Source organism: Rhizobium sp. P1_C7, from assembly GCF_056406295.1.
This window is the reverse complement of record NZ_JBFUAL010000001.1, coordinates 539,177-563,687: the sequence shown is the minus strand read 5'-3', so window position 1 is coordinate 563,687 and position 24,511 is coordinate 539,177. Positions and strand designations below refer to the sequence as shown.

The following is a 24,511-nucleotide window of genomic DNA, read 5'->3' as shown; positions in this document are numbered from 1 at the left end:
GTTTAAGCGGTTACGCGCTCAATGGCATCGATCAGCTTGGCAGGGTCGAAAGGCTTTACGATCCAGCCGGTGGCGCCGGCCTGGCGCGCGCGGTTCTTCTTTTCCGCATCGCTTTCGGTCGTCAGAACCAGGATTGGAATTGCCCGGTATTTCTCGTTGCGGCGAACACCTTCGATGAATCCGAAACCATCGAGACGCGGCATGTTGATGTCGGTGACGATGACGTCCGGGTTGGATTCTTCCAAAACCTCAAGCCCTTCGATGCCATCTTCTGCCTGGATCGTCTCGAAGCCCGCATTGTTCAGGGTCACGAGAAGCATGTTGCGGATGGTCCGTGAATCATCCACGGTAAGTACTTTTTTCTTCATTGCCGGATCTCCTTGGCAAGCAGATGGTGAATGTCGACACCAATCAGCTGCATGGTTTTCTGAAATGCGTCCGAGACCTTGGTGAAGGTGAACGCCAGTTTGTCCTCATCCCAAGTCTTGGCTCCCGCCATGAGCACCTGCGCGCCAAGCGTTCCGACGCGCTCGACGGCAGAGGCATCGATCTGCACGTCGCTACCCCGGAGCGACAAGAGCTTGTCGCGCAAGACTGTCGCTTCGTTGAGATCGAGGACCGCTGCCAGGTTCAGCGTTTTCGCACTCTTCTTTGCTGCCATCAGCTTTTCCTTGTCCCCAGATGTGCGCCCGACAAATGTGAGCCGTCATCATATTCCAGTGATTCAGTAAACACTCCGACCTCCCCCGAGGCTTGCGAGCGGCCGGACGAAATCAAAACCTTCGTCCTCGTTTTCCACCCCCGCCCGGACAGGCTGCACCGCAATGGCGCGCGCGGGCCAGCGCTCCGTCTGGGCATTTTGCCGTGCCAGACGGAACTCGCGAACGGTTCGTCCGAGTTCGACGATCACGGAGTGAAGATCGTCGGCGCTTTCAGCGGATTGCGTTGCCGCGCCGGCGCCCTGCGCGACGCGCACGCCGAGACCCTTGACGTCTGTGGTGACCATATCGAGCGCCGAGGCGTGCTCGTTGGCCTGGCTGGCGACCGTCGCGATCGCGGCGTTGATCTCAGTGACCTGGCGGGCGATGCTGCCGATCGAATCCTGCGTGCGACCGACCATCTGGACGCCGGCGCCGACCTGGGCTTTGGTCGTGCTGACCAGCGTTTTGATTTCGCGCGCGGCATCGGCAGAACGCTGTGCCAGGGCGCGTACTTCCTGCGCGACGACAGCAAAGCCGCGGCCGGAATCGCCGGCCCGTGCCGCCTCGATGCCGGCGTTGAGGGCAAGAAGATTGGTTTGAAAGGCTATTTCATCGATCGCGCCGATGATCTGGCCGATCCGTTCGGCGGACTTCTCTATATCCGCCATCGCCTCGATCGCGCGCCCGACGACCTGTCCGCTTTCTTCCGCGGCGACCCGGGTCGAGGCGGAGGCCTGCTCGGCTGCGCGGCTACCCGCGGCACCCTGGCGAACCCCTTCGGAAAGATCGGCAAGAGCTGCGGCCGAAGATAGCAACTCTTCGGCATGACCGGACGTGTTGACGGCGAGGCACCGCGAGGAGTCACCCAGCACCTGCACCGAAGCCTCCGCGGCTGCTGACTTCTCGCTGATCGCCCTGAATTCAGACTGCAAGACATCGAGCGCGCGGTTCAGCGCTTCGGCGATGTCGCCATGTGCACTGTCTGGTTCGACGGCAGCACGAACCGTGAGGTCGCGGGCGGCAAGGCCTTCGATGACATCCGCAAACAACCGGGAGACCGCGGCCTTGTCGGTGTCGCGCTGGTCGGCAAGCTGCCGCTGTTGGGACGCCCGCAGCGCATTGAAGCGCAGTGAAACGGCAATCTCGACATCCACCATCACAAGCCGGATGATGGCGTTCATCAGTTCGGTGGTTTCCCGGGCCCGGCGCTTGGCGCCCGGCAGGAACGAATGGCCCGAAAGCTCGTCGGCGAGACCTGCGATCGCATGTTCGAGCACGACGCCATGGCCGGCGATATGCCAGCGCGGGTCGAGGCCCATTTTGCTCTCCGTATCCGACAGGACCTTCACGCGCTCCGCGTAGAGGCTATCAAACCGCGCATCCGTCAGGACATCCCAATGGGATGCCTGGAGATCGTGCAGACGCTCGACCTGACGCTCACTTTCGAAATTGCGCGCAGCGTCTGGAAAAGACTGGAAACGGTGGAAGAGATCACGAAGGCCGGCCGTCAGATGCTGCTGAAGAGCGGGCCGGTGGCGGCGGACCATGTCGCACTGATCGCTATCGAGGCCAGCAAAGCGCAGGCGGTCGCGCAGGCTGCCTGCCTGTGCTCCTCGTCCCTGATCCGATGGCATATCCTGCCCCAACGTCTGTCCCCAACACTGTCCGGGCGGACGCCCGGAAAAAATCCATGCTTCATCCAATATGCGCAGATCACAGGCGCAGCAGAACACCGGCAATCGCCAGCGGGCTGAAGCCTCCCGATCAGTGCATACTGTTGCAAAGCTGCTTGAGAGATGGATACCGGATCGACCCGGTACGGCGGTTCGGCGTCATGCCTGGTGGGGACGAGTCAATCTTCCCATTCCGACGTGTGGTGCAATGTTTATGGTTAATTCCTTGCGTGAAGGTTAATGCGCATTTTATGAAGGCCCGCTTTCGTGGGAACGCAAATAACCATCTATGAATTACTGGGCTTGCGTTGCTTGGCTGCTACAAGTCTGAAGCAAGCTTCGTGCTATATCCCGCCAAAATGCGACATGACGTCTGAAGGATTGAGCAATGATTGTTCTCGGATTGGGTTCCTGCTTACTGGCGATAGCCGTTCTCGCAGCCGTTGCGCTGCTGGATCGTATCGCCGCAAACCGCGGCGCTTTGTCTCTTCGCGTCCTTTGAATTTTCGTCATAAAACCGCAGTACGACAACGCTGACGCGTTAATAGTCACGCACCAGCTGTACCGGCCCCTCATGGGTCCTTGGGCAGTTCAACGGAAATCCGGTTCATGTCTGCCCGGCTAGGTCTCTTCATCATCAGCGGCATTACGCTGTGGCGTGTCATCACGCTCCATTTCGACAACACGGATCTGTTTGTCGATGAGGCGCAATACTGGCTCTGGTCGCAAAATATCGATTTCGGCTACTATTCAAAGCCGCCCATGATCGCCTGGATCATCCGGGCGATGACCGAAATTTCCGGGTCAACGTCGATATTCTGGATCCGACTCTGCGGGCCGCTGGTCCACATGGCGACCGCCCTTGTGTTGATGAAGACGGCGAAGCGGTTCGTCGGGGCCGAAGTCGAAGGTTGGACTGGCGTTACCTACATCACGCTGCCGGGCGTAGCGCTGTCATCGGTCTTCTTCTCGACTGACGTTGTGCTCCTCTTTTTCCTCGCCGTTGCGCTCCTTGCCTATTTCGGGCTTACCCGGCAGCGCTCGATCGGGCGGGCGCTGCTCATGGGTATCGCCGTCGGCTGCGCCTTTCTGTCCAAGTATGCAATCCTGTTCGTCGTTCCCGGCGGTTTGATCGCATTGATGCTGATGCCATCGGCCAGCATCGCCTGGAGAGACTTCTTCATTTCCGCTGCCGCGGCCGTGGCTGTGGCCTCGCCGAACTTGTGGTGGAACGTCATGCACGATGCGACGACGGTGAAGCATACCACGAGCATTGCGCATTGGAGCGCTCCCGGCATCGACTTGCGCCACGGCATCGAGTTCTTTGCTGCGCAATTCGGCGTCGTTGGACCGATCGTGTTCCTTGCCATTCTATGGGCAGTCTACCGAGCCATAAGGGGCAATAGCAATGCATTCGAAAAGCTCCTGATCTGGCTTTCGGTTCCCGTCATCCTTCTCATCACCTTCCAGGCGGTGGTCGCCAAGGCCTACGCCAACTGGGCCGTGACCGCATACGTCGCCGGCACGATCCTTGCCGTCTGGCTGCTTCACCGCGAGTGGCCGAAAGGGTTGCGGGTTTCGCTGGCCATCAACGGCTTCGCCAGCATCTTCTTCCCCCTGGCAGCGGTCTTCGCGCATCAACTCGTGCTGCCGAACGGCGACGAGGCAATGAAGCGCTATCTCGGACGGAGTGCCATCAGCCGCAAGGCAGGCGATCTGGCACGCCAGTCCGGCACCACGATCATCGTCAGCGACAGCCGCGACATTCTTGCCGATATGTTCCATACGCTCAGAACCGAACCGCTGCGCATTTACGCGCGGCCGCCGGCAGGCGCTCCCGAGAACTACTACGAACAGACCTTCGCGCTGCCGGGCGACATCAGCCAGGACGTTCTCTTCGTCACAACGCAGCCCATCGATTGCTTGCACGCATCAAAGGCCACCACATCCTGGGAGCCGACTGACGGCTACTATCGCGGCAAGACCATCTACACGTATAAAGTCTCGCCGAGCTGCTTGGCGGGCACCAAGTAACTTATCATTGCGTCGATGGAAGGCACAGACAGGTCCCTACGCCCTCGACTTCGACAAACGCAACGCCACCTTTTTCAAAGGCCGTGCGCAACTGTGCTTCGGTCGCGCGGTGGATTTCGTGATGCCTTCCTTCGTAGTCTCGGATCGTGCTTCGCGAGACCGCAGCCTGATCGGCAAGATCGAGTTGCGTCCAATCGAGCAATCCGCGAGCGGCGCGGCATAGTGCCGGTGTCAGAATTGTTTCTTTCGCGCCTTGACCCATATCGTCAAACCACCCATATTGGTTGATATCAGTCATATATGTCATATTTTAAATGGGATTTCCAGCTCGGGAGAGAATGATGCCGCACGATACGCCTTTGATTTCGACGATCGTCGGGGGTCTCGTGCTTGCGTTCATCCTTGGCGCGCTTGCCAACAGGCTCCGCCTGCCCCCCTTGGTCGGCTATCTCGTCGCCGGCGTTCTGGTCGGCCCGCACACGCCCGGCTTCGTGGCAGACCAGGGATTGGCGCCTGAGCTCGCGGAAATCGGCGTCATTCTCTTGATGTTCGGTGTCGGCCTGCATTTCTCGCTCAAGGATCTTCTCTCCGTGCGGGGCATCGCCGTGCCCGGAGCTATCGTCCAGATCGCCTTTGCCACACTGCTCGGTTGGGGATTGGGAGCGATCATGGGATGGCCAACGGGAGGGAGCCTCGTCTTCGGCCTCGCTCTTTCCGTTGCTTCGACAGTGGTTCTTCTGAAGGCGCTGCAGGAGCGACGGCTGGTCGAGACCGAACGCGGCAAGATCGCGGTCGGTTGGCTGATCGTCGAGGACCTTGCCATGGTTCTGGCGCTCGTCCTCATCCCTGCGGCCGCTAGCCTCGGTGGCGGGCATGGAGCAGTCGAGCCACTTTCCGCAGCCGTCAGCCGATTGTTCGGCCTGGATCTCGGCATCGGCGGGATCATTGGCATGACGCTTGTGAAAGTGGCGCTGTTCGTCGGCGTGATGCTGATTTTCGGCCGCCGCGTCATCCCCTGGACGATGCACCGCATCGCTCACACCGGCTCCCGCGAGCTTTTCCGCCTCGGCGTGCTTGCCATCGCTCTCGGCGTCGCCTTCGGAGCTTCGAAGCTCTTCGGCGTGTCGCTGGCGCTCGGCGCCTTCTTTGCCGGGATGGTTCTGGCCGAAAGCGAGCTCAGCCACCGGGCCGCGCAGGAAAGCCTGCCGCTTCGCGATGCCTTCGCGGTGTTGTTCTTCGTGTCGGTCGGCATGCTGTTTGATCCGAACATCCTGGTCGACAAGCCAATCCCGTTGCTTGCCACCGTCTTCATCATCGTTATCGGAAAGTCGCTGGCCGCCTTTCTCATCGTGCTGGTGTTCCGCAAGCCGATAGGAACGGCGCTGACCATTTCGGCAAGCCTGGGGCAGATCGGTGAATTCTCCTTCATTCTGGCCGCGCTCGGCGTCGATCTTGGGCTGCTGCCCGAAGAGGGACGCGATCTGATCCTCGCCGGCGCGATCATCTCGATCATCCTCAACCCTCTTGTCTTCTATGCATGCGACCGGCTGCGTCCGCTCCTCGAACCGGCCAAACGCGAAGAGCCGGTCACAGAGATTAAGGAAGAGACAGTCCCCGAGCCCGCCGAAGTGCCGCTGGCTGTCGCGGACGACGTGCGCAAGACCGATCTTCGCGGACACGCCATCCTGGTCGGCTACGGCCGCGTCGGCAGTATCGTCGGTCAAAACCTGAAGTCCTCGGGAACGCCCTTTCTCGTCATCGAGGATTCAGACAAGCGTATTTCCGAACTCAGAGATCAGGGGATCGAGGTCATCAGCGGCAACGCCGTTTCGCGCGACGTGCTGAACCTCGCGAACCTTGCCGGCGCGCGAAGCCTCGTCATCGCGATTCCGAATGCCTTCGAGGCATGCGGCGTGGCGGAACAGGGGCGCGCCGCCAATCCGGGCGTCCTCATCGTCGCCCGTGCCCACTCCGACGCGGAAGTGGAAGAACTCAAGGAATACGGCGCCGACACAGTCATAATGGGCGAGCGGGAAATCGCGATGGGCATGCTTGACCGCCTCTCTCAAGTGCATCATGACAGTGCAGACTATGAAGACGAGGCCGAGGCTGGTACAATCCGGGCCGAAGAAACGCCTTACATTGAAAAAGAATGAGAGACTTCTGCGCCGTTGAGCCGGTTCGAGATTGAAAATGCAGACGACCACGGGATGAGGCTCGACACGCGCCGCATGACGTGTCGTGTTGCCGTTTCTCTTGCCGTCGCGATCTTCGCCTACATCGGACTTCTCTTTGGCGGCAACCTCGTTCTGGGTCCGGCGCGTGGGCCGAATGCATTCTCGTCTTCGAGCAAGGAAGGCCAGCCGCTGCAACTCAGCGCGCGGGACGTGGTGCGCGGGATTCTCGCGGCCGACCGCAGGGTTGCGCCGAAATATGTGGCCTACGATTCCGGCAAAGCGATCCTTGCAAATCCGCCGACCATCAAATTCGCCTTCGGTCGCGGTCCGTCACTCTCTTTGCCCCTTGGCCTGCCACTTCATGCGACGGGCGCCAAAGCCTACGATTCGCACGGCCCGCCGCCGGCAACGGCCTGATCACGCGCGCCTGACTTGGCGCTTCCTATCTGCATTTACGACACGCCGCCCGCGCCACACGCGCAGGCTCAGGCGTTATCAAGGATAAACAACCATATGCGCACTTCACCATGGCTGGTGATCACCTACACGGTGATCATTCTCCTCGGCGTTCTGATCGCCTTGCCCAACGCCCTGCCGCAATCCGTCCTGCAGCGCATGCCTTCCTGGCTGCCGCATAGCCAGGTTTCCCTGGGCCTCGACCTTCGCGGCGGCTCGCACCTCGTTCTCGAAGTCGATGAAGCGGACCTGACCCGCGAGCGGCTGCAGTCGCTTCTGCAGGATGCCCGCCGCGTGCTTCGCGAAAAGAGCATCGCCACGAAATCGGTGGTTCGCAATCAGAACCAGATCGTCGTCGTGCTGACCGATCCGGCGCAAAGCGACGCTGCGGTGACCCAGCTCAAGACGCTCGGCAATACGATCGGGACCGGCATCAGCGCCGGCCAGTCGGATCTGTCGGTCAACGCAAGCGGCGGCAACATTACGGTCGGCTTCTCGCCTGCCGGCATCGCCAGCAACGTCGATTCGGCAGTCCAGCAGAGCCTCGAGGTCATCCGCCAGCGCGTTGACCAGGTGGGAGTCGCCGAACCGACCATCCAGCGCATCGGCGCAAATCGCGTCCTCGTTCAGCTGCCGGGCGCCCAGGATCCCACACGCCTTCGCCAGCTTCTCGGTTCGACCGCGAAGATGTCCTTCCACATGCTCTCACCAACCAACGCGCCGGGACCCGGCGTGACGATGTTGAAGGATGAAAAGGGCGAGGCCTATCCCGTTCTTGACCGCGTCGAGATTTCGGGCGACCGCCTGTCGGATGCTCGTGTGAGCTTCGATCCGAACACGCATGAGCCGGTCGTCAGCTTCCGCTTCGACAGTGCAGGCGCCACCCGCTTTGCTGAGATCACCCGCCAGAACGTCGGCAATCCCTTTGCCATCGTACTCGACGACAAGGTGCTGAGCGCACCCGTCATCCGCGAACCGATCACCGGCGGCTCCGGCCAGATCTCCGGCAGCTTCTCCGCCGACAGCGCGACGACGCTGGCCGCCATGCTGCGCGCCGGCGCCCTGCCCGCCAAGCTCACCGTCATCGAAGAGCGCACTGTCGGTGCCGATCTTGGCGCCGACGCCATTAAGAAAGGCGTTTACTCCGGCCTGATCGGCTTCGCCTTCGTCGCCGCCTTCATCTTCTTCCTCTACGGTGCCTGGGGACTCCTGGCCAACGCCGCTCTGGCGCTCAACGTCATCCTGACCTTTGCAGGCCTGACGCTGATCGGCTCGACCCTGACGCTACCCGGCATCGCCGGTGTCGTGCTCGGCATCGGCCTTGCAGTCGACGCGAACGTCCTCATCAACGAGCGCATCCGCGAAGAAACCCGCAAGGGCAAGAGCGCGTTTGCCGCCATCGACGCCGGCTTCAGCCGCGCCTACTCGACGATCGTCGACGGCAACATGACAGCGCTGATCGCCGCCGCCATCCTCTTCTGGTTCGGCTCCGGACCGGTTCGCGGCTTCGCGGTCACCATGGGCCTCGGCATCATGATCTCGATGTTCACGGCCGTGGCAATCGTGCGCGTCGTGATGATCGCGATCGCCCGCCGCCGCAAGATGAAGGTCATCCACATCAAGCCGCTTCTGCCGCTGCACCTGATCCCCGATGGCACGAACATCCACTTCATGAAGGCACGATTTATCGGTGTGACGGTTTCGGCCATCCTGTCGGTCGCATCAATCGTCCTCTTCATCACCCCGGGCCTCAACTATGGCGTCGACTTTAAGGGCGGCATTCAGATGTCGGTCAAGACGAGCGGCACCGTAGACCTGTCAGCCTTCCGCACGGGGCTCAACGAGCTTGGGCTCGGCGAGGTTTCGCTGCAGTCCTTCGGCGACAACAATACCATGGCCGTGCGCGCGCAGCGCCAGGAAGGCGGCGAAGAGGCTCAGACGGCCGCAGTCACCAAGCTGAAGGATGAAATCGTCAAGCTCGACCCGCAGGCCACCGTCACCGGTACCGACGTCATCGGACCGAAGGTCAGCGGCGAGCTGGCATGGGCAGGCATTATGTCGGTCGTGCTCGCCAGCCTTGCGATGCTGTTCTACATCTGGTGGCGCTTCGAATGGCCGTTCGCGGTCGGCGCGATCGCAACGCTCGTCCTCGACGTGACGAAGGTCGTCGGCTTCTTTGCGCTGACCGGCCTCGACTTCAACCTGACAGCCATCGCAGCTCTTTTGACGCTCGTCGGCTATTCGGTGAACGACAAGGTGGTCGTCTACGACCGCATGCGTGAAAACATGCGCCTCTACAAGTCGATGCCGCTTCGCGAGATCATCGACAAGTCGATCAACGAGACGCTGGCACGAAGCCTCTACACCGGCGCCACGGCCTTCCTCGCCATGCTTCCAATGGCAATCTGGGGCGGCAGCGCGGTGGAGAGCTTCGCGGTTCCGATGGTATTCGGCATCCTCGTTGCGGCCGCTTCGTCGGTCTTCATCGCAGCACCGATCCTGCTCTTCCTCGGCGACTGGCGCCGCCGCCATCGTGCGGCTGTCACAGCCACCGAGGCAAAGGCAGAAATCCTTCCGCCGGAGCCGCGCAAGTCGGCCGGCTAAGAAGATTTGCCGATGCGAAATTAAGCGGGCGCCGGTTGCAGAACCGCCGCCCGCTTTCTATTCTCCGGCCGCTTGGGATTGGAGGTTTTCAGCATGTCATCCGAGCGGTCAGATGCATCAGCCGGCGACGATGAACGTATGAAGCGTTTCCTGACGATCGCATCCCATGATCTCCAGTCGCCGCTACGGCATATCGCTATGTATGCAGAAATTCTGCTTGATGACCTCAGTACTGCCAGCCGCCGGGCAACCGTCCTTCGAGCCGCGCTGCCCGTGATGGGCGACGCCACCTTGCTGGTGCAGCTTCTGCAGAACCTGGTCTCGAACGCCATCCACTATTGTGATGAAGATAGTTCCGAGGTGCGGATTTCCGCTGAGAACGACGGCGCGCGCTGGCGGATTTCTGTCAGCGACAACGGCCCGGGCATCAATCCGGAATATCGCGAACTCGTCTTCCAGGCATTCAAGCGCCTTGTCGGACGCAACGTCGAGGGGACCGGGCTAGGACTCGCCATCTGCAAACGCATCGCGCAGCTGCACGGCGGAGCCATCTGGTGCGAAGACGGCCGCGCGCGGGGGCGACGTTCATCCTGGAACTGCCGCTTGCGCGGCCCGCGGCGCTGGACATGCCTCACAGCGTCCAACAGGAACAGCGGGCCCACCAGCGTGCGGAGCGACCTCGGCGCCCGGCGGAAGTCCTGCTCGTCGAGGACAGCCCCGCCGACGTACAGATCGAGATCAAGTTGATGAAGCGCGAGAAGGTCAGGCTCAATCTTCATATCGCAAACAACGGGCGCGATGCCATGCGGCTTCTGGAAGAGCGCGCAATCGGTGGCCGTGATCCGCCGATCGACCTGATGCTGCTCGACATCAATATGCCGATCATGGACGGGTTCGAGGTGCTGAGCGCGCTTTCGGCGAATGGACGGTTGAACCGGATGCCCGTCTGCGTTCTCAGCACATCGAGCGACGAGGACGACAGGCAACGGGCCAAGGCGCTCGGCGCGCGCGCCTACATGGTCAAGCCGCCAACGCTGCGGCAGCTGGAGCTGGCGCTCAAGGGCATCGACACTTTGGATTTGCAGCCCCGCGAGGATGCCCTAATTCTGTGTGCAGAACAACAACGACACACTCCATCCGCAACGGCATGACACTCATACTCGCTCTTATCTCCGCGCTGTTTCTATCCCCCATTCAATCCGGGCTGCTTTCCATGGTATCTGGCATTCATCACATCACGCTTCTTACCCGAAAGGTGCAGGCAAACGTCGATTTCTATGCAGGCTTCCTCGGCCTGCGATTGGTCAAGCAGACGGCCGGCTTCGAGGATGCAACACAGCTCCATCTCTTTTATGGCGACGCCGCCGGTACACCCGGCTCGCTCGTCACGTTTCTCGTTTGGGAGGACGGTGCGCCAGGGCGCGCCGGCTTCGGCCAGCTGAGCGAGCTGTCGCTGGCGATCGATCCGACGAGCATCGGCTACTGGCTGACGCGCGCCATGAGCTTCGGCTTTCGATCCGAAGGTCCCGCGGACGAATTCGGCGAGCCGGTTATGCGGATGAAAGATCCCGACAATATCATCGTCAAGCTTGCCGGCGCACCGAAGCTCAAGTCTCAGGCGGTATGGGAGGGCGCCGGCGTTCCGCTGGCGCATGCAATCCAGCGGGTACGCGGCGCCACGATGCTAACGGAGAAGCCGGCGGAAAGCCGCAGCTTCGTGGAAAGCCACTTCGGCTACCGTTTCCAGGAAAATCGCGGCAACATAGACCGGCTTGTTTCACAATCGGGCGATATCATCGATATCCGTAATGCCCAGGGGTTCTGGTCCGGCGCACCGGGAACGGGGACATTCGATCACGTCGCCTTTCGGGCGGCAGACGGCGACGCGCTGCGCGGCGTACACAAAGTACTCGAAGCGGAGGGCACGTCGGCCACCAACATGCATGACCGCAAATATTTCCGCTCGCTCTACGTTCGCGAGCCGGGAGGAACGCTGATCGAGCTGGCGACCGACAAGCCCGGCATGACGGTGGACGAACCGCAGAACACGCTCGGCAGCAAACTTTTCGTTCCCAAGGACGCGATCACCGACCTCAAGCACCTGAAGGTCGTGCTGCCGCAATTTTCGATGCCTGGCGAACCACGCATCAATTATCGAGAGCTGCCCTTCGTGCACCGGTTCTACACGCCGCCCGATCCGGACGGCAGCGTTCTGGTGTTGCTGCACGGTTCGGGCGGAAACGAAACGACGCTCATGCCGCTTTTGCACCAGGTGGCACCCCGCGCCACGCTGCTCGGCGTACGCGGACGCGCCACGGAAGAGGGTATCCCGCGCTGGTACAAGCGCATCACGCCCTTCTCCTTCGATCAGCAGGACATCAAGAACGAGGCGGAAGCCTTCGCGGCCTTCATCGACGGGGCCGTCAAATCCTATGGGCTTGACCCGAAAAAGCTCGTCTATGTCGGCTATTCCAATGGCGCAAATCTCTTGAACTCGTTGCTCTATCTCCACCCGAACCTGGTGCATAAAGCAGTGCTACTACGTTCCATGCCGGTTCTCAGCGACTTCCCGCATGCCGACCTCAAGGGCACGGACCTGCTTGTCATTAGCGGAAAGACAGACGCCTACGGCAAATATGCGACCGATCTCGAGTCCCGCCTGAAGAGCTCTGGCGCCACGGTTGATTCGACCGTCATCCCCAGTGGCCATGATCTTGGGGACGCAGATGTGCCTGTTATTCGCAAATGGCTGAACGAAGACCAGTAATGACCATGTTCCCCCGCCGTCCGGAAGCAATGCCACGGTCTATGTTGGCATTGCCTCCGGACTCTGAAGCATTGCCGACTATCACCGTTCAGCCGTGATGTTCTCGTGCGCAGAACGTCTGCGTGACTACTGCTGCGGCGCCGCTTCTGGAAGCGAAGGCCACCCGTGTGCAGCGGCAAATCATGAAGCGGTCTGGCGATTTCACCAATGAATCCGTGCAAGTCGAAACACTATTCTTTCCGGCATCGCGCTTTTCGCAAGTGCGAAGAACCGTAAATGGCAAATGACGCGCCGCGATACGAACCTCACGCGGCCAGAACATAAAAATGCAAATTTCTCAAATATACCTTCAATTCAGATCGTGAAAACATTTGTAAACACTAAACAATCTATCGATTCCAATATTTGGAAAACACGAATTATTACAATTACTATTCTTTAGATTCGTATTATTTCGTATTTAAAACCCATCCGCAGCGATTTATAATAAACAAGCAAGAAATCACCACATTCTTTTGGTTTTTCAACCTCCTGTACTGTTTTGCTGCAATGCAAAATGTTCCTTGTCGAGGCCGGATGTGCGCCCTATCCTCGCTTCAACATCGACCGCAGAAGGGGAAAATGAATGCCTCCTCAGCCCGTGGACATCAGCTTGATCATCTCGTCGAGAAATCGGGCATATGGACTGACGAACTGCCTGGATGCCGTTTCTACTGCCGCCCGCCAGGCAAGCTACCTCAGACTGGAACTGGTCTTTGTCGACAACGGTTCCACCGATTCTACCTCCGACCTCGTGCGTGAATGGGCGACGAGCGCTCCGATCAACGCCAACCTGATCTACGAGGGGACAGCGGGGCTTGCCGTTGCACGAAACGCCGGTCTGAAGGCAGCGCGAGGTCGCATCCTCGCCTTCACCGACGACGATTGCGAGATCTTTGCCGACTATTTCAGCCGACTCGCGGCGCTGTTTGCAGCCGATAAGCACCCTGTCATTCGTGGCGGCCGGATTGAACTTGGAGACGCACGCGACCTGCCTGTCACGATCAAGACCGAGCTGGATCCCGCAGTGCTTACCAGCGACCTGCATGCCGGCGGCTTCATTCACGGTGCGAACATGGCTTTTCCGCGCACGCTCATCGAGAAGGTGGGCCTGTTCGATACCCGCTTCGGGGCCGGCTCGCCGTTCCGCTCCGGCGAGGACACCGATTACGTGCACCGCGCCTTCAACGCCGGCATCCGGGTGGAATATCTGCCTGACTTTGCGGTCAAGCATTTCCATGGACGCCGGGAGCTGGGCGACGTCAAGAAGCTCCAGAGCGGCTACGCGTTCGGCAACGGGGCGCTCTACGCCAAATATCTATTCGACCGCCGCTCCAACATGCGCGGCATGCTGCGCTGGGATATCCGGCAGGCTGTTCTGGAAGCGATCGGGCGCCGCAAGCTCAGCGACGAGCTTGGCCTCACTTATCGCAGCCAGCTTCGTGACAACCTCACCGGCATGCTCGCCTATTGGCGAGGCCAGAAGTCGGGACGCCCCGCTTAACGGCCTAGCGCCAGCAGGACAAATGCGCGATTCCTCGCGCCTATTCGATTGGACAGTGAATGGCTGATACGGCAATTGCCCGCGCCGAGCTCAAGAAGAAAACCGCCCTCTCCGTCCTCTGGTCGGTCATCCGCGTTGCCTGGAGCACCGTCGCGACTTTCGTGATCTTCGTCATCCTCGCACGAATTCTCGGCCCAGGCGATTTCGGGACCTTCGCGCTGGCCAGCCTTTTCGTGGAGATCGGGCGCGTTCTCGCCTATGCGGGACTTGGCGATGCCATCACCCGGCAGCTCGATCTTGACGAAGAGCTCGCCGACACCGCTTTCTGGGCGACGATTGCCTTCAGCGGCATGGTGGGGGCTATCGTCTTCGTGTTTGCACCCTATTACGGCGATCTGGTCCGGGATCCCTCCGTCGCAGGCATCTTGCGCTGGCTGGCGCCGTTGCTGCCGGTATCCTCGCTCGCGGTCATTCACAACGCGCGCCTTGCCCGCGAATTCGGCCATAAGAACCTCGCAGCGCAGGCGATCGCCGCCAGCCTGCTTTCCGGGATCACCGCCGTGGTGTGCGCCTACCTCGGCTGGGGCGTATGGGCACTCGTCGCTCAGACCGCCGTCAACGCTGTGGTAACGGTCCTACTTGGCTGGGTCGCCTATCCCTGGATGCCGAAATTCCGCTTCAACGTCCCGCTGTTCCGTTCGGTCTTTCTGTTCAGCATCAGCCTCGTCGTCACGCAGCTGATGTGGATGCTGCTTGCCCGCGTGCAGGACATCTTTATCTCGCGCTGGTACGGCCCGGTTGAAGTCGGCCGCTATCGCATCGCCTGGAGGCTGATCGAACTGATCGGACAAGCGGTGCTCGCGCCTATCGGCAGCGTGGCCCTGGTGACGCTGTCGCGGCTGCAGAATGACCGGGTGGCCTTCCGAAATGCGTACAACAAGATCGTCGGCGCTGCGGCGCTTGGCACGATCCCGCTGCTTCTCGGCTTCGGCGCACTGTCCAACGACATGATCGCGCTTCTCTTCGGCGACAAGTGGGGCAATGCGGGCGACATCGCCACCGTGCTCGTGCTGATGTCGGTGCCGTTCGTCATGAATTTCTTCGCGTCCTCGGCGCTGTCGGCCGTCAATCGGGCGGAATCGATCCTTTCGGTGGCCGCGCTGCAGCTTGGCGCAACGCTGGTGCTGACCTGGCTGCTCGTTCCCTACGGCGTTGTCGCCGTTGCTGCGGGCTATACGCTGCGCGCCTGGCTGACCATGCCTTACCAGCAGTATGTGCTGAGCAAATATGCCGGCATTGACGCCAAGGGCACTTTCAGGGCCGTAGCAGTACCCTTCTGCGGCGCGGCGCTCATGGCAATCTGCGTCTGGCTCGCCCATCCCGTCATCGTCGCCCATGTGGCGAACCGATGGCTTTCGCTGGGCCTCAGCGTTGGCCTCGGTGCTTTGATCTACGCTGCCTTCCTGCCGACCTTCGGCCGTTCGGCCATTCGCCCCTATATCGCGCTCGCTCTCTCCTTGCTGCCTTCGCGCAGACAGGCCGATACGCAGAGAACATGAGCTTCCATGCAGACCTCTTGTCAGTGACACAAGGAGCCTTCCATGCCTGAATCGAACAACATGACGATCAATCGCCTCCAGGGTCTGATCACCAATTGCCACGGGGATCTCTTCGATCCTTCCGAGCGTTTTGCGCTCCTGAATTTCCCGAACCACACCAATATCGGCGACAGCGCCATCTGGCTCGGCGCCCTTGCCTATTTCGAGCGCCACCGCGCGCGGCCGTCCTATGTCAGCGAGATGTCCACCTTCGACGGCGAGCGCATGGATGGTGCGATCGGCCATGGCCGTATCTTCATCAACGGCGGCGGCAACTTCGGCGACGTCTGGCCGCACTACAGCAACTTTCGTGAATACCTGCTTGGCCAGTATCAGGGCCGACCCATCGTGCAGATGCCGCAGACGATCCAGTTCCGCGCGCAGGAAAACATCGACAGTATGGCACGCGCCATTGAAAGGCACGGCAACTTCACGCTACTTGTGCGCGACAAGAAGAGCTTCGAATTTGCCAAGCTATGGTTCCAGTGCGAGGTGCGCATGTGCCCCGACATGGCGTTCTGCATCGGCCCGGTGAAACGCCCGGCACCGCAGCACGAACTGCTACTGAACCTTCGCGATGATGTGGAGGTCGGCGCAGCGCAGGATCTTACGGCCGCGACGATCCGTCCCGGTACGGTGAAGTCCGACTGGACCGACGACCCCGCCGATTTCCAGCGGCAGACGAAGCATGCCGCCATCCTCAAGGGTTTGATGACGGGTCGCATCGGCGGTCGCGCAAGGATGACGGAGCTTGCTTATCGCGAACGGGCGCAGCAGCGCTTCGATCGCGGCGTTGCGCTCCTGAGTTCGGCGCGACAGGTGATCACCGACCGCATGCATGGACACATCATGTCCGTGCTGATCGGAGCCGATCATTGCGTGCTCGACAACAGCTACGGCAAGACCAGCAGCTTCATTGAGGCTTGGGGCACATGCAACGGCGACAGGGCGGCCCTTGCACCTACAGTCGATGATGCATTGGCGATTCTCGACGCGCGCCGGGTCGAGCAAGCCGTGGTTGCCTGAGCGTAATCAACCTCGCCGGGCCACCAGAATCCCGGCGAGCACCACCATACCGCCGACCGCCTGCATCGGGCCGATCGGCTCGCTCAGCAAGATCCAGGCGAGGATCGCAGCCACGACGGGCTGCAGCAGCAGCGTCAGTGACGAGAACGCCGGCGGCAGATAGGCAAGCGCATAGGTGATCGCCACCTGGCCGCCCGCGTGGCTGACGACCGCCAGCCCTAAAACCATGGCCCATCCGTGCACCGTTGCCGGCAACATGTGACCCTCGAAGAAAAATGCCAGCGGGAACGTACAGACGGCAGCCGATGTCGTGCTCCAGAGCATGATGCGGATGGTATCGAAGCGGCTGCGCAGCTTGCCGATTGCGAGAATGTAACCTGCATAGAAGATTGCCGCGACGATTGCGATGCCGTCACCCCGCAAGTCGCCATTGCCGAGCGCGGCCGGCCCGCCTTTCAGGATGACCACGCCGGTAAGCGCAAGCGCCAATCCGAAGAGGAAGACACGCGTCGCGGTCGCGTGGAAGAACACAAGCCCGATCGCCGTCACGAAGACAGGCGCCAGATTGGCAAGCAGCGTTGCGTTTGCAACCGATGTCACTGTGATGGAGAGATGCCATGCAGCGAGATCCATGGCGAGAATGACGCCCGGCAGGATCAGCATGCCGTATTCAGACAGCTTCTGCGGCTTCGGGCCTGCGTCGCTGCCCTTGACGAGCGAGAAGATGAAGATCGGGATCAGCGCCAGTGCCACGCGCCAGAAGGCGGTCGCCATCGGGCCGACGTCTGATAGGCGCACAAAAATCGGCGAGCCACCTATCGCCGCACCACCCAGAACCAGGGCAGTCAGGGCAAATCGATTGGCCGGAGCGGGCTGGGTGACGGCGGATGAGGCCTGCGACATGTTTCCGGTGCTTTCTGCGTCGCACTTGTGTGCGACGCCTTCCAACAGCCGACTAACAGAAGCGATCTGCAGAGAATAGTCGCAGAACGACAGGCACGGGCAAAATCAGCAACACACGGCGATTTGCCGTGCCCGCGGCGAAAAAGGCATCAATCAGCCCGAAATGACGGTCGAAAACTCGGGATTGCCACGGATGGTGTTGCTCACCGTGCAAATTTCGTCTTCCGCCGCATGCGCGATCTTCAGGCGCATTTCCTCATCGACATCGCCCTTGATGGAAAAGGCAATATTGAACTTCTGCACTCGCGAGAGCCCTTCGGTCGCCTTCTCTCCGGTCACGTCGGCGGTGATCTCAGTGATCCTGTCGAGAACGCCGAGCTGGCTCGCGGCGATGCGGGCACTGAGGACGAGGCACGCCGACAGCGACGAGTAGAGCAGGTCCAACGGGTTGAACCCGGGCTGCGAGGGTCCAGTGACGATATCGATCTCGCCCTTGGTGGCTGAAGTGACGTGCGGGAAGCCGGTACGGCCAAGGACGGCAGTGGCGCCAACGGGACGGGGACGAGCCTTCAAATCGGCCATGGGACAATCCTTCAATGATGAATTCCGGCCCTAGATAGGGAGTTCAACAGCCACGCGCAATGCACTTGGTAGTGCCTTGGCTGCGTCATGATTTTCGGGCGATCCGGGGCAGCCTATGAGTGCCGGGCCGAATTGTCCCAGCGATTCGCAGATCGCACGATGCCGGAACGTCAAGCTCAATTTCCCTTCCCTATTTTTCAGGATAGCTCCGCGTCAGCTTGGGAAGGCAATATACGCATGCACTAATACAGAAGCGACTCATCGGAGCTGTCCATGCGAGAACTTGAAACTGTTGCAGCTGCACCCAACGTTTTTTTCGATGCCGAACCGTTTGGCTACGTCAGGAAAGTGTACGTTGACGACGAGCCCTGCTGGGGTCTCTTCGATTCAGATGGCGACGTGATATTTGTCGGCGATGCGGCGACCGACTGCCACTCCTACGCAGCAAAAGAGCAAATTCGCATTCAGATCGTGCACTAGCAACGGTGGACGGTGCTCTACCTCGCGGGAGAGCACCGCCAGCGTTGGAACATGAATATACGGCAGCGATCATCGATAGGATTGCGGCGACGGCGTCATCGCCACTTCCTCGCCTGAGAAGATGATGAAGGCAAAGAGCAGGACGCCAATGAACGTTACGATCGATGCAATAGCGACGATCGGCTCCATCGCGGCATTGCCAAGCAGCATCAGGTACAGGCTCGGCACCATCAGCACGATACCGGCAGTGTAGACGCAATATTGGATCATGGCGAGGCGGCGTTCGGCCTTGCGGGGATTGAGGGCGTGATAGCCCCCGAAAATCGCCATCGTCACCCAGCCGAGCAGATTACAGTGCGCGTGAGCGCCGATGACGCTGTGGTCTTGTGAAATCGCCATGTTCAATCCCATAGCGATCCCGACGATCAGGAACAGGATTGCAGTCTTGAAGTATAGCTGCGCAATACGTGGCATAGATATTCCCCTCCGTTTTTCCGACCGCCAGTACTACCATCGCGACGAAAAATTGAGAACGAGAAACATGGATTTTTGTCGCCAGCTATACTGCGAATACCGCGCGGAGAACTAAATCAGCAGTTTCTTAAGCTCTATCAGCCACTGTGGTTCTTATGCTGATATGCGGAGGAGTGAGATGAGAGACATCTACAGGCCGTTTGTCGCCGGCGATGATCCGGACCGGGAGTTGCGCTGCCAGGACGCGATGCAGTTTGCCTTTCAGGATTTTGTCACCGCGTCGACGGCAGCGGGCTGGAGCGAACTTGAAAGCATCCAGGCGATCCTTTGCCTCGCGCAAGACCGCATGCAGATGCTCGCCGCCAATGATGATGCAAGAAGCCTTTGCGATATGCTCAGAGAGATGGTGCAAACGACGGCTGCCTGAGCCTCCCCGACGGCGCCAGTCCCTCGTAGCCGGACGCGTGTCTTCTGTCGGACTTAGGCCGACCGGGCGAACCTTGTATCGACCCCATCGGCCAGTATCTGGGCCTGGATGACCGAGGTGTTGTGAGAGGCCATCAGTAGCAGACACAACCCCACGGCACGCGGCACCTCCTGCTCACCAGAGGCCCATCGGCGGCTTGTCAACTGATCTACCCCAAACAGCTTCTCTGCGGCAGACGCAGTCAGCCCTAGGACCGCAAGTGCGGCTCTGTATTCCGACGCCTTCATGTGTGCTGTTCCCGGCGCGATTTACGCGCACTATTCTTTCGGTGCGGCCCACTTTAGTTTCGGATTATTTTCGCGAGTTCTTATACGCGACATATTGTTGCCCAATCACGACACCAGGCCACAGGCGGACGTACTCAATGGACGGATGGGTCCGCGTCATCGAGAAATGTTCTGATACCGTCGCGCTCAACAGTCGCAAGAAATTCATCGAAGGCCTCGCGGTCGGTCGCGAATGGTTCTTCCCACTCGATCAGATCCTCGTCCTGCGTGATGACCTGCATCGTCCAGTCACCGTTGGTGCCCGAGGGTCGGAATATGTCGACGAGAACCGTGACATCGTCGTCTGTGAATTCGCCGGCGAATTCGGAGTGTTCGAGCTTTTCCTTCTTGGGCATGTCATCTCGCTCTTTGCTAGGTATCCGGACGAGGAACGCTCGCGCCAATGCCACTTCACCGACAATCCAACACGCAAAACAGAAAAACAACCGGGACTGAATGAAGGCATTAGGAGTGGTGCCCAGACGCGGATTTGAACCACGGACACGCGGATTTTCAATCCGCTGCTCTACCAACTGAGCTATCTGGGCTAACCGACTTCGTCGCAGTTCCCGCTATGAAGAACTGCGGGGGCTTGGTTCACCCCGGAAGCGAGCGGGGTTATAGCATCTTGTTCGGCCATGGCAAGCGTCAAATGAGAGTTTTTTGATAGCTCAAGGAATTTTCCAGATTCGCGAGCAAAATTAATGGTTTCCCTGTGGAAAAGATTGCTCAATCCTCGTCGGGATACTCCGCTTTCGCCTCATCGTCGGCAACGGGGATGGCATAGGAGCCTGTCAGCCATCGAGAAAGATCAACTTCGCGGCAGCGGTTCGAGCAGAAGGGATAGTGTTCGCGGTGCGAAGACTTGCCGCATTCCGGGCAAGGCCGCGTCTTGCGCAGCGGCTCGACTTTGGCGCTGGTTTTCTTTTCGTCAAACATAGTTCGTCCTTCGGGATTTTCTCGCCCGTCGGCTTCAGCCCTCGGGCCACCGGCTGTGGACATCGAAGCCCTCACCGGTCAGAAGCAGAATGGTCTCATAAAGTGGCAGACCAACGACATTGGTGTAGGAACCCACCATTTTCTGCACGAATGTGCCGGCCAGCCCCTGGATGCCGTAGGCGCCGGCCTTGCCCCGCCACTGGCCCGAGGCCAGATAGTTCTCGATCTCGAAACCGGAAAGGCGCTTGAAGCGCACCTTGGTCTCGACGATCTTCTGGCGAACTTTCCGGTCGGGCGTCACCAGGCAGACACCGGTGTAGACCCAATGGCTTCGGCCGGACAGCAGGTGGAGCGAGGCGGACGCCTCGTCGGCGAACTCGGCCTTGCCGAGAATACGGCGACCGACCGCAACGACAGTGTCCGCGGAAAGGATATAGCTGCCCTTCCACGTCATGTCGCCCTTGATGGCAGCCAGGGCCGCCTCCGCCTTCTCGGTCGAGAGCCGGCGAGCGAGCGAGCGCGGATGCTCCGACTTTTTTGGCGTCTCGTCGATGTCCATCGGCATCAGGCGCGACGGTTCGATCCCTGCCTGATTGAGCAGGTCAACGCGGCGAGGCGAGCCGGAAGCCAGAATGAGCTTGAATTTGAGCGTCATGGAACCTCGACCACCGGGCAGACGGAAGCGAAAGCCTTGTGAGGCTTAGGGCCAAGCCTACTTGAAACGATACGTGATGCGGCCCTTGGTCAGGTCGTAGGGCGTCATTTCCACAAGAACCTTGTCGCCCGCGAGAACACGGATGCGGTTCTTGCGCATGCGGCCAGCCGTGTGAGCGATGATTTCGTGTTCGTTTTCGAGCTTTACGCGGAACGTCGCATTCGGCAGCAGTTCGGTGACGATACCCGGAAATTCTAGGACTTCTTCTTTAGGCATATAAGGGTTTTCTTCCTGTCGGTTGAGATGACGGCAGCGGCCGCCTCAAAATTTGCGCGGAAACTACACAATCAGGGGAGGTTTGTGAACCTCATTGATCGGGTTTCCGTTATTTGTTTCATGCCGATTGTGCGGCAATACCGTTTCTCTTGAGTAGCCGGCTCTCGATGTGATCGCTGAGAGAGTTTCGAACCTCGCGATAGCTGTGGAGAATCTGATCTCGCGTTCCCTGCGCGACAGTCGGATCCATGGTCGGCCAGTAGACGACTTCAACGGCGCTGGCGCGCGTCAGTTCGAGCGCTGCATGGTGGGCCTGCGGAGACAGCGTGATGATGAGATCGAAATAGTCGTCCTCGAGCTCTTCCAGCGTGTGTGGATGATGGCGCCCCAGCGAGAGACCTATTTCCTCCAGAACGACATCGACGAACGGATCCCTTTCGCCGGCGCGAACGCCTGCAGACCGTATATAGGTATTGCCTGGCAGAAGGCTACGGGCAATCGCCTCGGCCATGGGGGAGCGGATGGAGTTCATGCCGCACATGAAGAGGATAGCGCCCGGCCTCGCCCCTTCGCTCTTTCTTCCCGCGTCTTCCATCGTTCTCATCCACGCCAGTAGAGCACGCAGACCAGCGTGAAGAGCCTGCGGGCAGTGTCAAAATCGACGTCGATCTTGCCGTTCAGACGATCCTTCAGCGTCTGCGAACCCTCGTTGTGGATACCGCGCCGACCCATGTCGATCGCTTCGATGCGGCTCGGCGAGGCCGACCGGATCGCCTCATAGTAGCTTTCGCAGATCATGAAGTAGTCCTTCACGATACGCCGGAACGGGGTCAGCGACAGAATGTGGGTGGCAACAGCATCGTCGACATCGGTCGCGATAGAAAAGACGAGCTTGGCATCGACCAGCGAAATGTTCAGCCGATAGGGCCCGCCGGCGTGGCCGATGGGCGTGAAGGTGTTTTCCTCGATGAGATCGAAGATGGCGACGGCGCGCTCATGCTCGACATCGGGCGTCGATCGGCCGATGGTGTCGTCCAGGACGACGTCGCAAAGCCGGAAGTCGCCCGTGGCCATGCCCTACCGCTCCAGATTGAGGCGGATCGCGACCGATCGCGCATGTGCGTCGAGTCCTTCAGAAACGGCAAGCGCGATCGCCGCCGGACCCAGCATGCGAAGCTGGTCGGGTCCAAGGCGCAGGATCGACGTACGCTTGACGAAGTCGAGGACCGAAAGCCCCGATGAGAACCGAGCCGAACGCGCCGTCGGCAATATATGGTTCGATCCGCCGACATAGTCCCCGATCACTTCGGGCGTATGCGAGCCAACAAAGATCGCACCGGCGTTGCGGATGCCGTCAAGCAGCGCGTCAGGATGGACAACGGCAAGTTCCAGGTGCTCGGGCGCAATGCGGTTGGCGAGCGGAATAGCGTCCTTCAGGTCTTTCACGAGAATGATCGCCCCGAAATCGCGCCAGCTCGCCGCCGCCGTCTCGGCGCGGTCCAACGTCTTCATCTGCTGTTCGACCGCCGCCTCGACCGACTTGGCGAACTCCACGTCATCGGTGGCGAGGATCGCCTGCGCGCTGGCGTCATGCTCGGCCTGGGCCAGGAGATCGGCCGCGATCCAATCGGGATTGTTGTCCCTGTCGGCGATCACAAGCACCTCCGAGGGACCGGCAATCATGTCGATGCCGACGGTCCCAAAGACGTGGCGCTTGGCGGCAGCCACATAGGCATTGCCGGGACCGGTGATCTTGGCGACCGGCGCGATCGTCTCAGTGCCGTAGGCAAGAGCCGCCACGGCCTGGGCGCCGCCCACGCGATAGATCTCCGTCACGCCCGCAATTTTTGCAGCCGCCAGCACGGCAGGATTGACCTGACCGCCTGTTGCCGGAACCACGATGACGATGCGGTCGACGCCTGCGACCTTGGCCGGCACGGCGTTCATCAGCACCGAGCTCGGATAGCTCGCCGTCCCACCCGGCACGTAGAGACCGACCGCCTCGATGGCCGTCCAGCGGGAGCCGAGGCCGACGCCCATGTCGTCTTCGTATATATCGTCCTTCGGCAGCTGGCGGCGGTGATGCGATTCAATGCGGAGGGCGGCGACCTTGAGCGCGCCCAGCACTTCGGCGGGAACTGCTTCGACAGCAGCGTCGATCTCGGCCTCGGTGACGCGCATCGGCGTCACGGCGAAATCGATCCCCTCAAACTTCTTCGAATACTCGGCCAGGGCAACATCGCCGCGGGCGCGCACGTCATTGATGATGGCCCGCACCACGGCGTTCACATCCTCGGATACTTCGCGCTTCGTGGTCAGGAAAGCCGCGAAACGCTGTTCGAAACCTTCCGACGACTGATCCAGCCAGATTGCCAACGCCGATACTCCTCTTCCGTACTCGATCAAACTGAGACTAGGCGCCAGGATGGCGCGGCTTCGATGCGGTTTCCCACGCGCCACCGATATCCGCAAGCTGAACTTCGATGCATTCGACATCAAACACAATGGTCGCAGCGCCCGCGAGCGCGAGTTCGATGGTGCCCTCCGGTCCCTCGCCTTTGGTTTCGAAGCGGACCGTGAGAAGGGACAGGACGTCGTCGCGGTTCTTGCGGTCGATGCCGGTCGAACGCACGGCCAGCACGCGCTTGAAGACGAGCGCGGTCCGGCGACGCTCGAAGCCCTTGCGCTTCCTGCCGGCCTCTTCCCAGACAAAACGATTGGCCGCGATGGAAAACTGCGCGTCGCGCGGCGACCACGCGATATCGGCGACCTTGAAAACGCTATCCTGCATGTGTGCCGAAACGACGGCAAGATCTTCGCCATCAAGCGCAACAAGCTTCAGGTCGGTCATTCAGGCAGCACCCCATTGC

The 24,511-nt window shown here is 60.4% G+C and carries 25 protein-coding genes, 1 tRNA gene and 1 pseudogene; 11 read left to right on the top strand and 16 right to left on the bottom strand.

Features of this window, described 5'->3' with window-relative positions; genetic code table 11:
- Positions 1-2: 2 nt before the first annotated feature.
- The 3 genes from cheY1 to AC1D2R_RS02840 all read right to left on the bottom strand — a co-directional run bounded on the left by cheY1 (position 3) and on the right by AC1D2R_RS02840 (position 2,335).
- Entirely contained in the window at positions 3-368 is a 366-nt protein-coding gene (gene cheY1 / locus AC1D2R_RS02850; RefSeq protein WP_003545492.1) for a chemotaxis response regulator CheY1, read from the bottom strand.
- The gene (locus AC1D2R_RS02845; protein ID WP_477964521.1) at positions 365-661 is read right to left on the bottom strand and encodes an STAS domain-containing protein; all 297 of its coding nucleotides are present in this window, start codon (positions 659-661) and stop codon (positions 365-367) included. The genes cheY1 and AC1D2R_RS02845 overlap by 4 nt, the downstream gene beginning before the upstream one ends.
- A 63-nt stretch (positions 662-724) precedes the next feature.
- Positions 725-2,335, bottom strand: a complete 1,611-nt coding sequence (locus AC1D2R_RS02840) for a methyl-accepting chemotaxis protein (protein ID WP_477964519.1) — start codon at positions 2,333-2,335, stop codon at positions 725-727.
- 648 nt (positions 2,336-2,983) lie between these two features.
- Here AC1D2R_RS02840 and AC1D2R_RS02835 point away from each other — a divergent pair.
- Positions 2,984-4,408, top strand: a complete 1,425-nt coding sequence (locus AC1D2R_RS02835; RefSeq protein WP_477964517.1) for an ArnT family glycosyltransferase — start codon at positions 2,984-2,986, stop codon at positions 4,406-4,408.
- 4 nt (positions 4,409-4,412) lie between these two features.
- Here AC1D2R_RS02835 and AC1D2R_RS02830 read toward each other — a convergent pair whose 3' ends face one another.
- A complete protein-coding gene (locus tag AC1D2R_RS02830; RefSeq protein WP_477964515.1) occupies positions 4,413-4,715 on the bottom strand; it encodes a transcriptional regulator in 303 nt (100 codons plus the stop codon).
- Between the two features lie 34 nt (positions 4,716-4,749).
- Here AC1D2R_RS02830 and ybaL point away from each other — a divergent pair, with 34 nt between their 5' ends.
- The 8 genes and pseudogenes from ybaL to AC1D2R_RS02790 all read left to right on the top strand — a co-directional run bounded on the left by ybaL (position 4,750) and on the right by AC1D2R_RS02790 (position 16,579).
- Positions 4,750-6,564, top strand: a complete 1,815-nt coding sequence (ybaL, locus tag AC1D2R_RS02825) for a YbaL family putative K(+) efflux transporter (RefSeq protein WP_477964513.1) — start codon at positions 4,750-4,752, stop codon at positions 6,562-6,564.
- Positions 6,565-6,618: 54 nt separating this feature from the next.
- On the top strand, positions 6,619-7,002 hold the full coding sequence (locus tag AC1D2R_RS02820) for a hypothetical protein (protein WP_477964511.1): 384 nt from the start codon (positions 6,619-6,621) through the stop codon (positions 7,000-7,002).
- Positions 7,003-7,098: 96 nt separating this feature from the next.
- Positions 7,099-9,645, top strand: a complete 2,547-nt coding sequence (gene secD, locus AC1D2R_RS02815) for a protein translocase subunit SecD (RefSeq protein WP_477964509.1) — start codon at positions 7,099-7,101, stop codon at positions 9,643-9,645.
- Positions 9,646-9,876: 231 nt separating this feature from the next.
- A pseudogene (locus tag AC1D2R_RS02810) lies at positions 9,877-10,796 on the top strand (ATP-binding protein); the annotation flags it as partial.
- Positions 10,797-10,858: 62 nt separating this feature from the next.
- The gene (locus tag AC1D2R_RS02805) at positions 10,859-12,412 is read left to right on the top strand and encodes a VOC family protein (RefSeq protein WP_477964645.1); all 1,554 of its coding nucleotides are present in this window, start codon (positions 10,859-10,861) and stop codon (positions 12,410-12,412) included.
- 625 nt (positions 12,413-13,037) lie between these two features.
- Positions 13,038-13,955, top strand: coding sequence for a glycosyltransferase family 2 protein (locus AC1D2R_RS02800; RefSeq protein ID WP_477964507.1), 918 nt, complete (start codon positions 13,038-13,040; stop codon positions 13,953-13,955).
- A 59-nt stretch (positions 13,956-14,014) separates the two neighbouring features.
- Positions 14,015-15,514, top strand: a complete 1,500-nt coding sequence (locus AC1D2R_RS02795) for a lipopolysaccharide biosynthesis protein (protein WP_477964505.1) — start codon at positions 14,015-14,017, stop codon at positions 15,512-15,514.
- A gap of 42 nt (positions 15,515-15,556) precedes the next feature.
- On the top strand, positions 15,557-16,579 hold the full coding sequence (locus AC1D2R_RS02790) for a polysaccharide pyruvyl transferase family protein (RefSeq protein WP_477964503.1): 1,023 nt from the start codon (positions 15,557-15,559) through the stop codon (positions 16,577-16,579).
- A gap of 6 nt (positions 16,580-16,585) precedes the next feature.
- Here the strand turns inward: AC1D2R_RS02790 and AC1D2R_RS02785 are convergent, their stop codons facing one another.
- Together AC1D2R_RS02785 and AC1D2R_RS02780 are read right to left on the bottom strand one after the other, a co-directional pair.
- The gene (locus AC1D2R_RS02785) at positions 16,586-17,482 is read right to left on the bottom strand and encodes a DMT family transporter (RefSeq protein ID WP_477964501.1); all 897 of its coding nucleotides are present in this window, start codon (positions 17,480-17,482) and stop codon (positions 16,586-16,588) included.
- A 153-nt stretch (positions 17,483-17,635) separates the two neighbouring features.
- On the bottom strand, positions 17,636-18,064 hold the full coding sequence (locus AC1D2R_RS02780) for an OsmC family protein (protein WP_477964499.1): 429 nt from the start codon (positions 18,062-18,064) through the stop codon (positions 17,636-17,638).
- A 273-nt stretch (positions 18,065-18,337) separates the two neighbouring features.
- Here AC1D2R_RS02780 and AC1D2R_RS02775 point away from each other — a divergent pair, with 273 nt between their 5' ends.
- Complete coding sequence (locus AC1D2R_RS02775) at positions 18,338-18,544, top strand: hypothetical protein (protein ID WP_477964497.1); 207 nt, start codon at positions 18,338-18,340, stop codon at positions 18,542-18,544.
- 69 nt (positions 18,545-18,613) lie between these two features.
- Here AC1D2R_RS02775 and AC1D2R_RS02770 read toward each other — a convergent pair whose 3' ends face one another.
- A complete protein-coding gene (locus AC1D2R_RS02770) occupies positions 18,614-19,018 on the bottom strand; it encodes a hypothetical protein (RefSeq protein WP_477964495.1) in 405 nt (134 codons plus the stop codon).
- Between the two features lie 178 nt (positions 19,019-19,196).
- Between AC1D2R_RS02770 and AC1D2R_RS02765 the strand changes: the two genes are divergently transcribed.
- Positions 19,197-19,445, top strand: a complete 249-nt coding sequence (locus AC1D2R_RS02765; protein WP_477964493.1) for a hypothetical protein — start codon at positions 19,197-19,199, stop codon at positions 19,443-19,445.
- Between the two features lie 421 nt (positions 19,446-19,866).
- On the opposite strand, the gene AC1D2R_RS02760 is transcribed toward AC1D2R_RS02765, so the two are convergent.
- From AC1D2R_RS02760 to AC1D2R_RS02720, 9 genes are all read right to left on the bottom strand, one after another.
- Entirely contained in the window at positions 19,867-20,127 is a 261-nt protein-coding gene (locus AC1D2R_RS02760; RefSeq protein ID WP_057466404.1) for a hypothetical protein, read from the bottom strand.
- A 116-nt stretch (positions 20,128-20,243) separates the two neighbouring features.
- Positions 20,244-20,319: transfer RNA gene (locus tag AC1D2R_RS02755), tRNA-Phe, on the bottom strand.
- Between the two features lie 181 nt (positions 20,320-20,500).
- On the bottom strand, positions 20,501-20,710 hold the full coding sequence (yacG, locus tag AC1D2R_RS02750; RefSeq protein WP_477964490.1) for a DNA gyrase inhibitor YacG: 210 nt from the start codon (positions 20,708-20,710) through the stop codon (positions 20,501-20,503).
- Between the two features lie 34 nt (positions 20,711-20,744).
- Positions 20,745-21,365 carry a Maf-like protein gene (locus tag AC1D2R_RS02745; RefSeq protein WP_477964488.1) on the bottom strand — a complete coding sequence of 207 codons (621 nt, stop codon included), beginning with the start codon at positions 21,363-21,365 and terminating at the stop codon, positions 20,745-20,747.
- A gap of 57 nt (positions 21,366-21,422) precedes the next feature.
- Positions 21,423-21,641, bottom strand: coding sequence for a translation initiation factor IF-1 (infA, locus tag AC1D2R_RS02740; RefSeq protein WP_003545338.1), 219 nt, complete (start codon positions 21,639-21,641; stop codon positions 21,423-21,425).
- A gap of 118 nt (positions 21,642-21,759) precedes the next feature.
- The gene (locus AC1D2R_RS02735) at positions 21,760-22,245 is read right to left on the bottom strand and encodes an arsenate-mycothiol transferase ArsC (protein WP_477964486.1); all 486 of its coding nucleotides are present in this window, start codon (positions 22,243-22,245) and stop codon (positions 21,760-21,762) included.
- Positions 22,242-22,715: a UPF0262 family protein gene (locus tag AC1D2R_RS02730; protein ID WP_477964484.1), complete on the bottom strand. Its 474-nt coding sequence runs from the start codon at positions 22,713-22,715 to the stop codon at positions 22,242-22,244. Before AC1D2R_RS02730 ends, AC1D2R_RS02735 begins: the two co-directional genes overlap by 4 nt.
- Before the next feature lie 3 nt (positions 22,716-22,718).
- Positions 22,719-24,017, bottom strand: coding sequence for a histidinol dehydrogenase (hisD, locus tag AC1D2R_RS02725; protein ID WP_477964482.1), 1,299 nt, complete (start codon positions 24,015-24,017; stop codon positions 22,719-22,721).
- A gap of 37 nt (positions 24,018-24,054) precedes the next feature.
- On the bottom strand, positions 24,055-24,492 hold the full coding sequence (locus AC1D2R_RS02720; protein ID WP_477964480.1) for a DUF2948 family protein: 438 nt from the start codon (positions 24,490-24,492) through the stop codon (positions 24,055-24,057).
- Positions 24,493-24,511: the final 19 nt, after the last annotated feature.

Excerpts from the sequence above, each read along its gene's own strand:
- cheY1 (WP_003545492.1), bottom strand. The coding sequence starts at position 368 with ATGAAGAAAAAAGTACTTACCGTGGATGATTCACGGACCATCCGCAAC.
- AC1D2R_RS02845 (WP_477964521.1), bottom strand. The coding sequence starts at position 661 with ATGGCAGCAAAGAAGAGTGCGAAAACGCTGAACCTGGCAGCGGTCCTC.
- AC1D2R_RS02840 (WP_477964519.1), bottom strand. The coding sequence starts at position 2,335 with ATGCCATCGGATCAGGGACGAGGAGCACAGGCAGGCAGCCTGCGCGAC.
- AC1D2R_RS02835 (WP_477964517.1), top strand. The coding sequence starts at position 2,984 with ATGTCTGCCCGGCTAGGTCTCTTCATCATCAGCGGCATTACGCTGTGG.
- AC1D2R_RS02830 (WP_477964515.1), bottom strand. The coding sequence starts at position 4,715 with ATGACATATATGACTGATATCAACCAATATGGGTGGTTTGACGATATG.
- ybaL (WP_477964513.1), top strand. The coding sequence starts at position 4,750 with ATGCCGCACGATACGCCTTTGATTTCGACGATCGTCGGGGGTCTCGTG.
- AC1D2R_RS02820 (WP_477964511.1), top strand. The coding sequence starts at position 6,619 with ATGAGGCTCGACACGCGCCGCATGACGTGTCGTGTTGCCGTTTCTCTT.
- secD (WP_477964509.1), top strand. The coding sequence starts at position 7,099 with ATGCGCACTTCACCATGGCTGGTGATCACCTACACGGTGATCATTCTC.
- AC1D2R_RS02805 (WP_477964645.1), top strand. The coding sequence starts at position 10,859 with ATGGTATCTGGCATTCATCACATCACGCTTCTTACCCGAAAGGTGCAG.
- AC1D2R_RS02800 (WP_477964507.1), top strand. The coding sequence starts at position 13,038 with ATGCCTCCTCAGCCCGTGGACATCAGCTTGATCATCTCGTCGAGAAAT.
- AC1D2R_RS02795 (WP_477964505.1), top strand. The coding sequence starts at position 14,015 with ATGGCTGATACGGCAATTGCCCGCGCCGAGCTCAAGAAGAAAACCGCC.
- AC1D2R_RS02790 (WP_477964503.1), top strand. The coding sequence starts at position 15,557 with ATGCCTGAATCGAACAACATGACGATCAATCGCCTCCAGGGTCTGATC.
- AC1D2R_RS02785 (WP_477964501.1), bottom strand. The coding sequence starts at position 17,482 with ATGTCGCAGGCCTCATCCGCCGTCACCCAGCCCGCTCCGGCCAATCGA.
- AC1D2R_RS02780 (WP_477964499.1), bottom strand. The coding sequence starts at position 18,064 with ATGGCCGATTTGAAGGCTCGTCCCCGTCCCGTTGGCGCCACTGCCGTC.
- AC1D2R_RS02775 (WP_477964497.1), top strand. The coding sequence starts at position 18,338 with ATGCGAGAACTTGAAACTGTTGCAGCTGCACCCAACGTTTTTTTCGAT.
- AC1D2R_RS02770 (WP_477964495.1), bottom strand. The coding sequence starts at position 19,018 with ATGCCACGTATTGCGCAGCTATACTTCAAGACTGCAATCCTGTTCCTG.
- AC1D2R_RS02765 (WP_477964493.1), top strand. The coding sequence starts at position 19,197 with ATGAGAGACATCTACAGGCCGTTTGTCGCCGGCGATGATCCGGACCGG.
- AC1D2R_RS02760 (WP_057466404.1), bottom strand. The coding sequence starts at position 20,127 with ATGCCCAAGAAGGAAAAGCTCGAACACTCCGAATTCGCCGGCGAATTC.
- yacG (WP_477964490.1), bottom strand. The coding sequence starts at position 20,710 with ATGTTTGACGAAAAGAAAACCAGCGCCAAAGTCGAGCCGCTGCGCAAG.
- AC1D2R_RS02745 (WP_477964488.1), bottom strand. The coding sequence starts at position 21,365 with ATGACGCTCAAATTCAAGCTCATTCTGGCTTCCGGCTCGCCTCGCCGC.
- infA (WP_003545338.1), bottom strand. The coding sequence starts at position 21,641 with ATGCCTAAAGAAGAAGTCCTAGAATTTCCGGGTATCGTCACCGAACTG.
- AC1D2R_RS02735 (WP_477964486.1), bottom strand. The coding sequence starts at position 22,245 with ATGAGAACGATGGAAGACGCGGGAAGAAAGAGCGAAGGGGCGAGGCCG.
- AC1D2R_RS02730 (WP_477964484.1), bottom strand. The coding sequence starts at position 22,715 with ATGGCCACGGGCGACTTCCGGCTTTGCGACGTCGTCCTGGACGACACC.
- AC1D2R_RS02720 (WP_477964480.1), bottom strand. The coding sequence starts at position 24,492 with ATGACCGACCTGAAGCTTGTTGCGCTTGATGGCGAAGATCTTGCCGTC.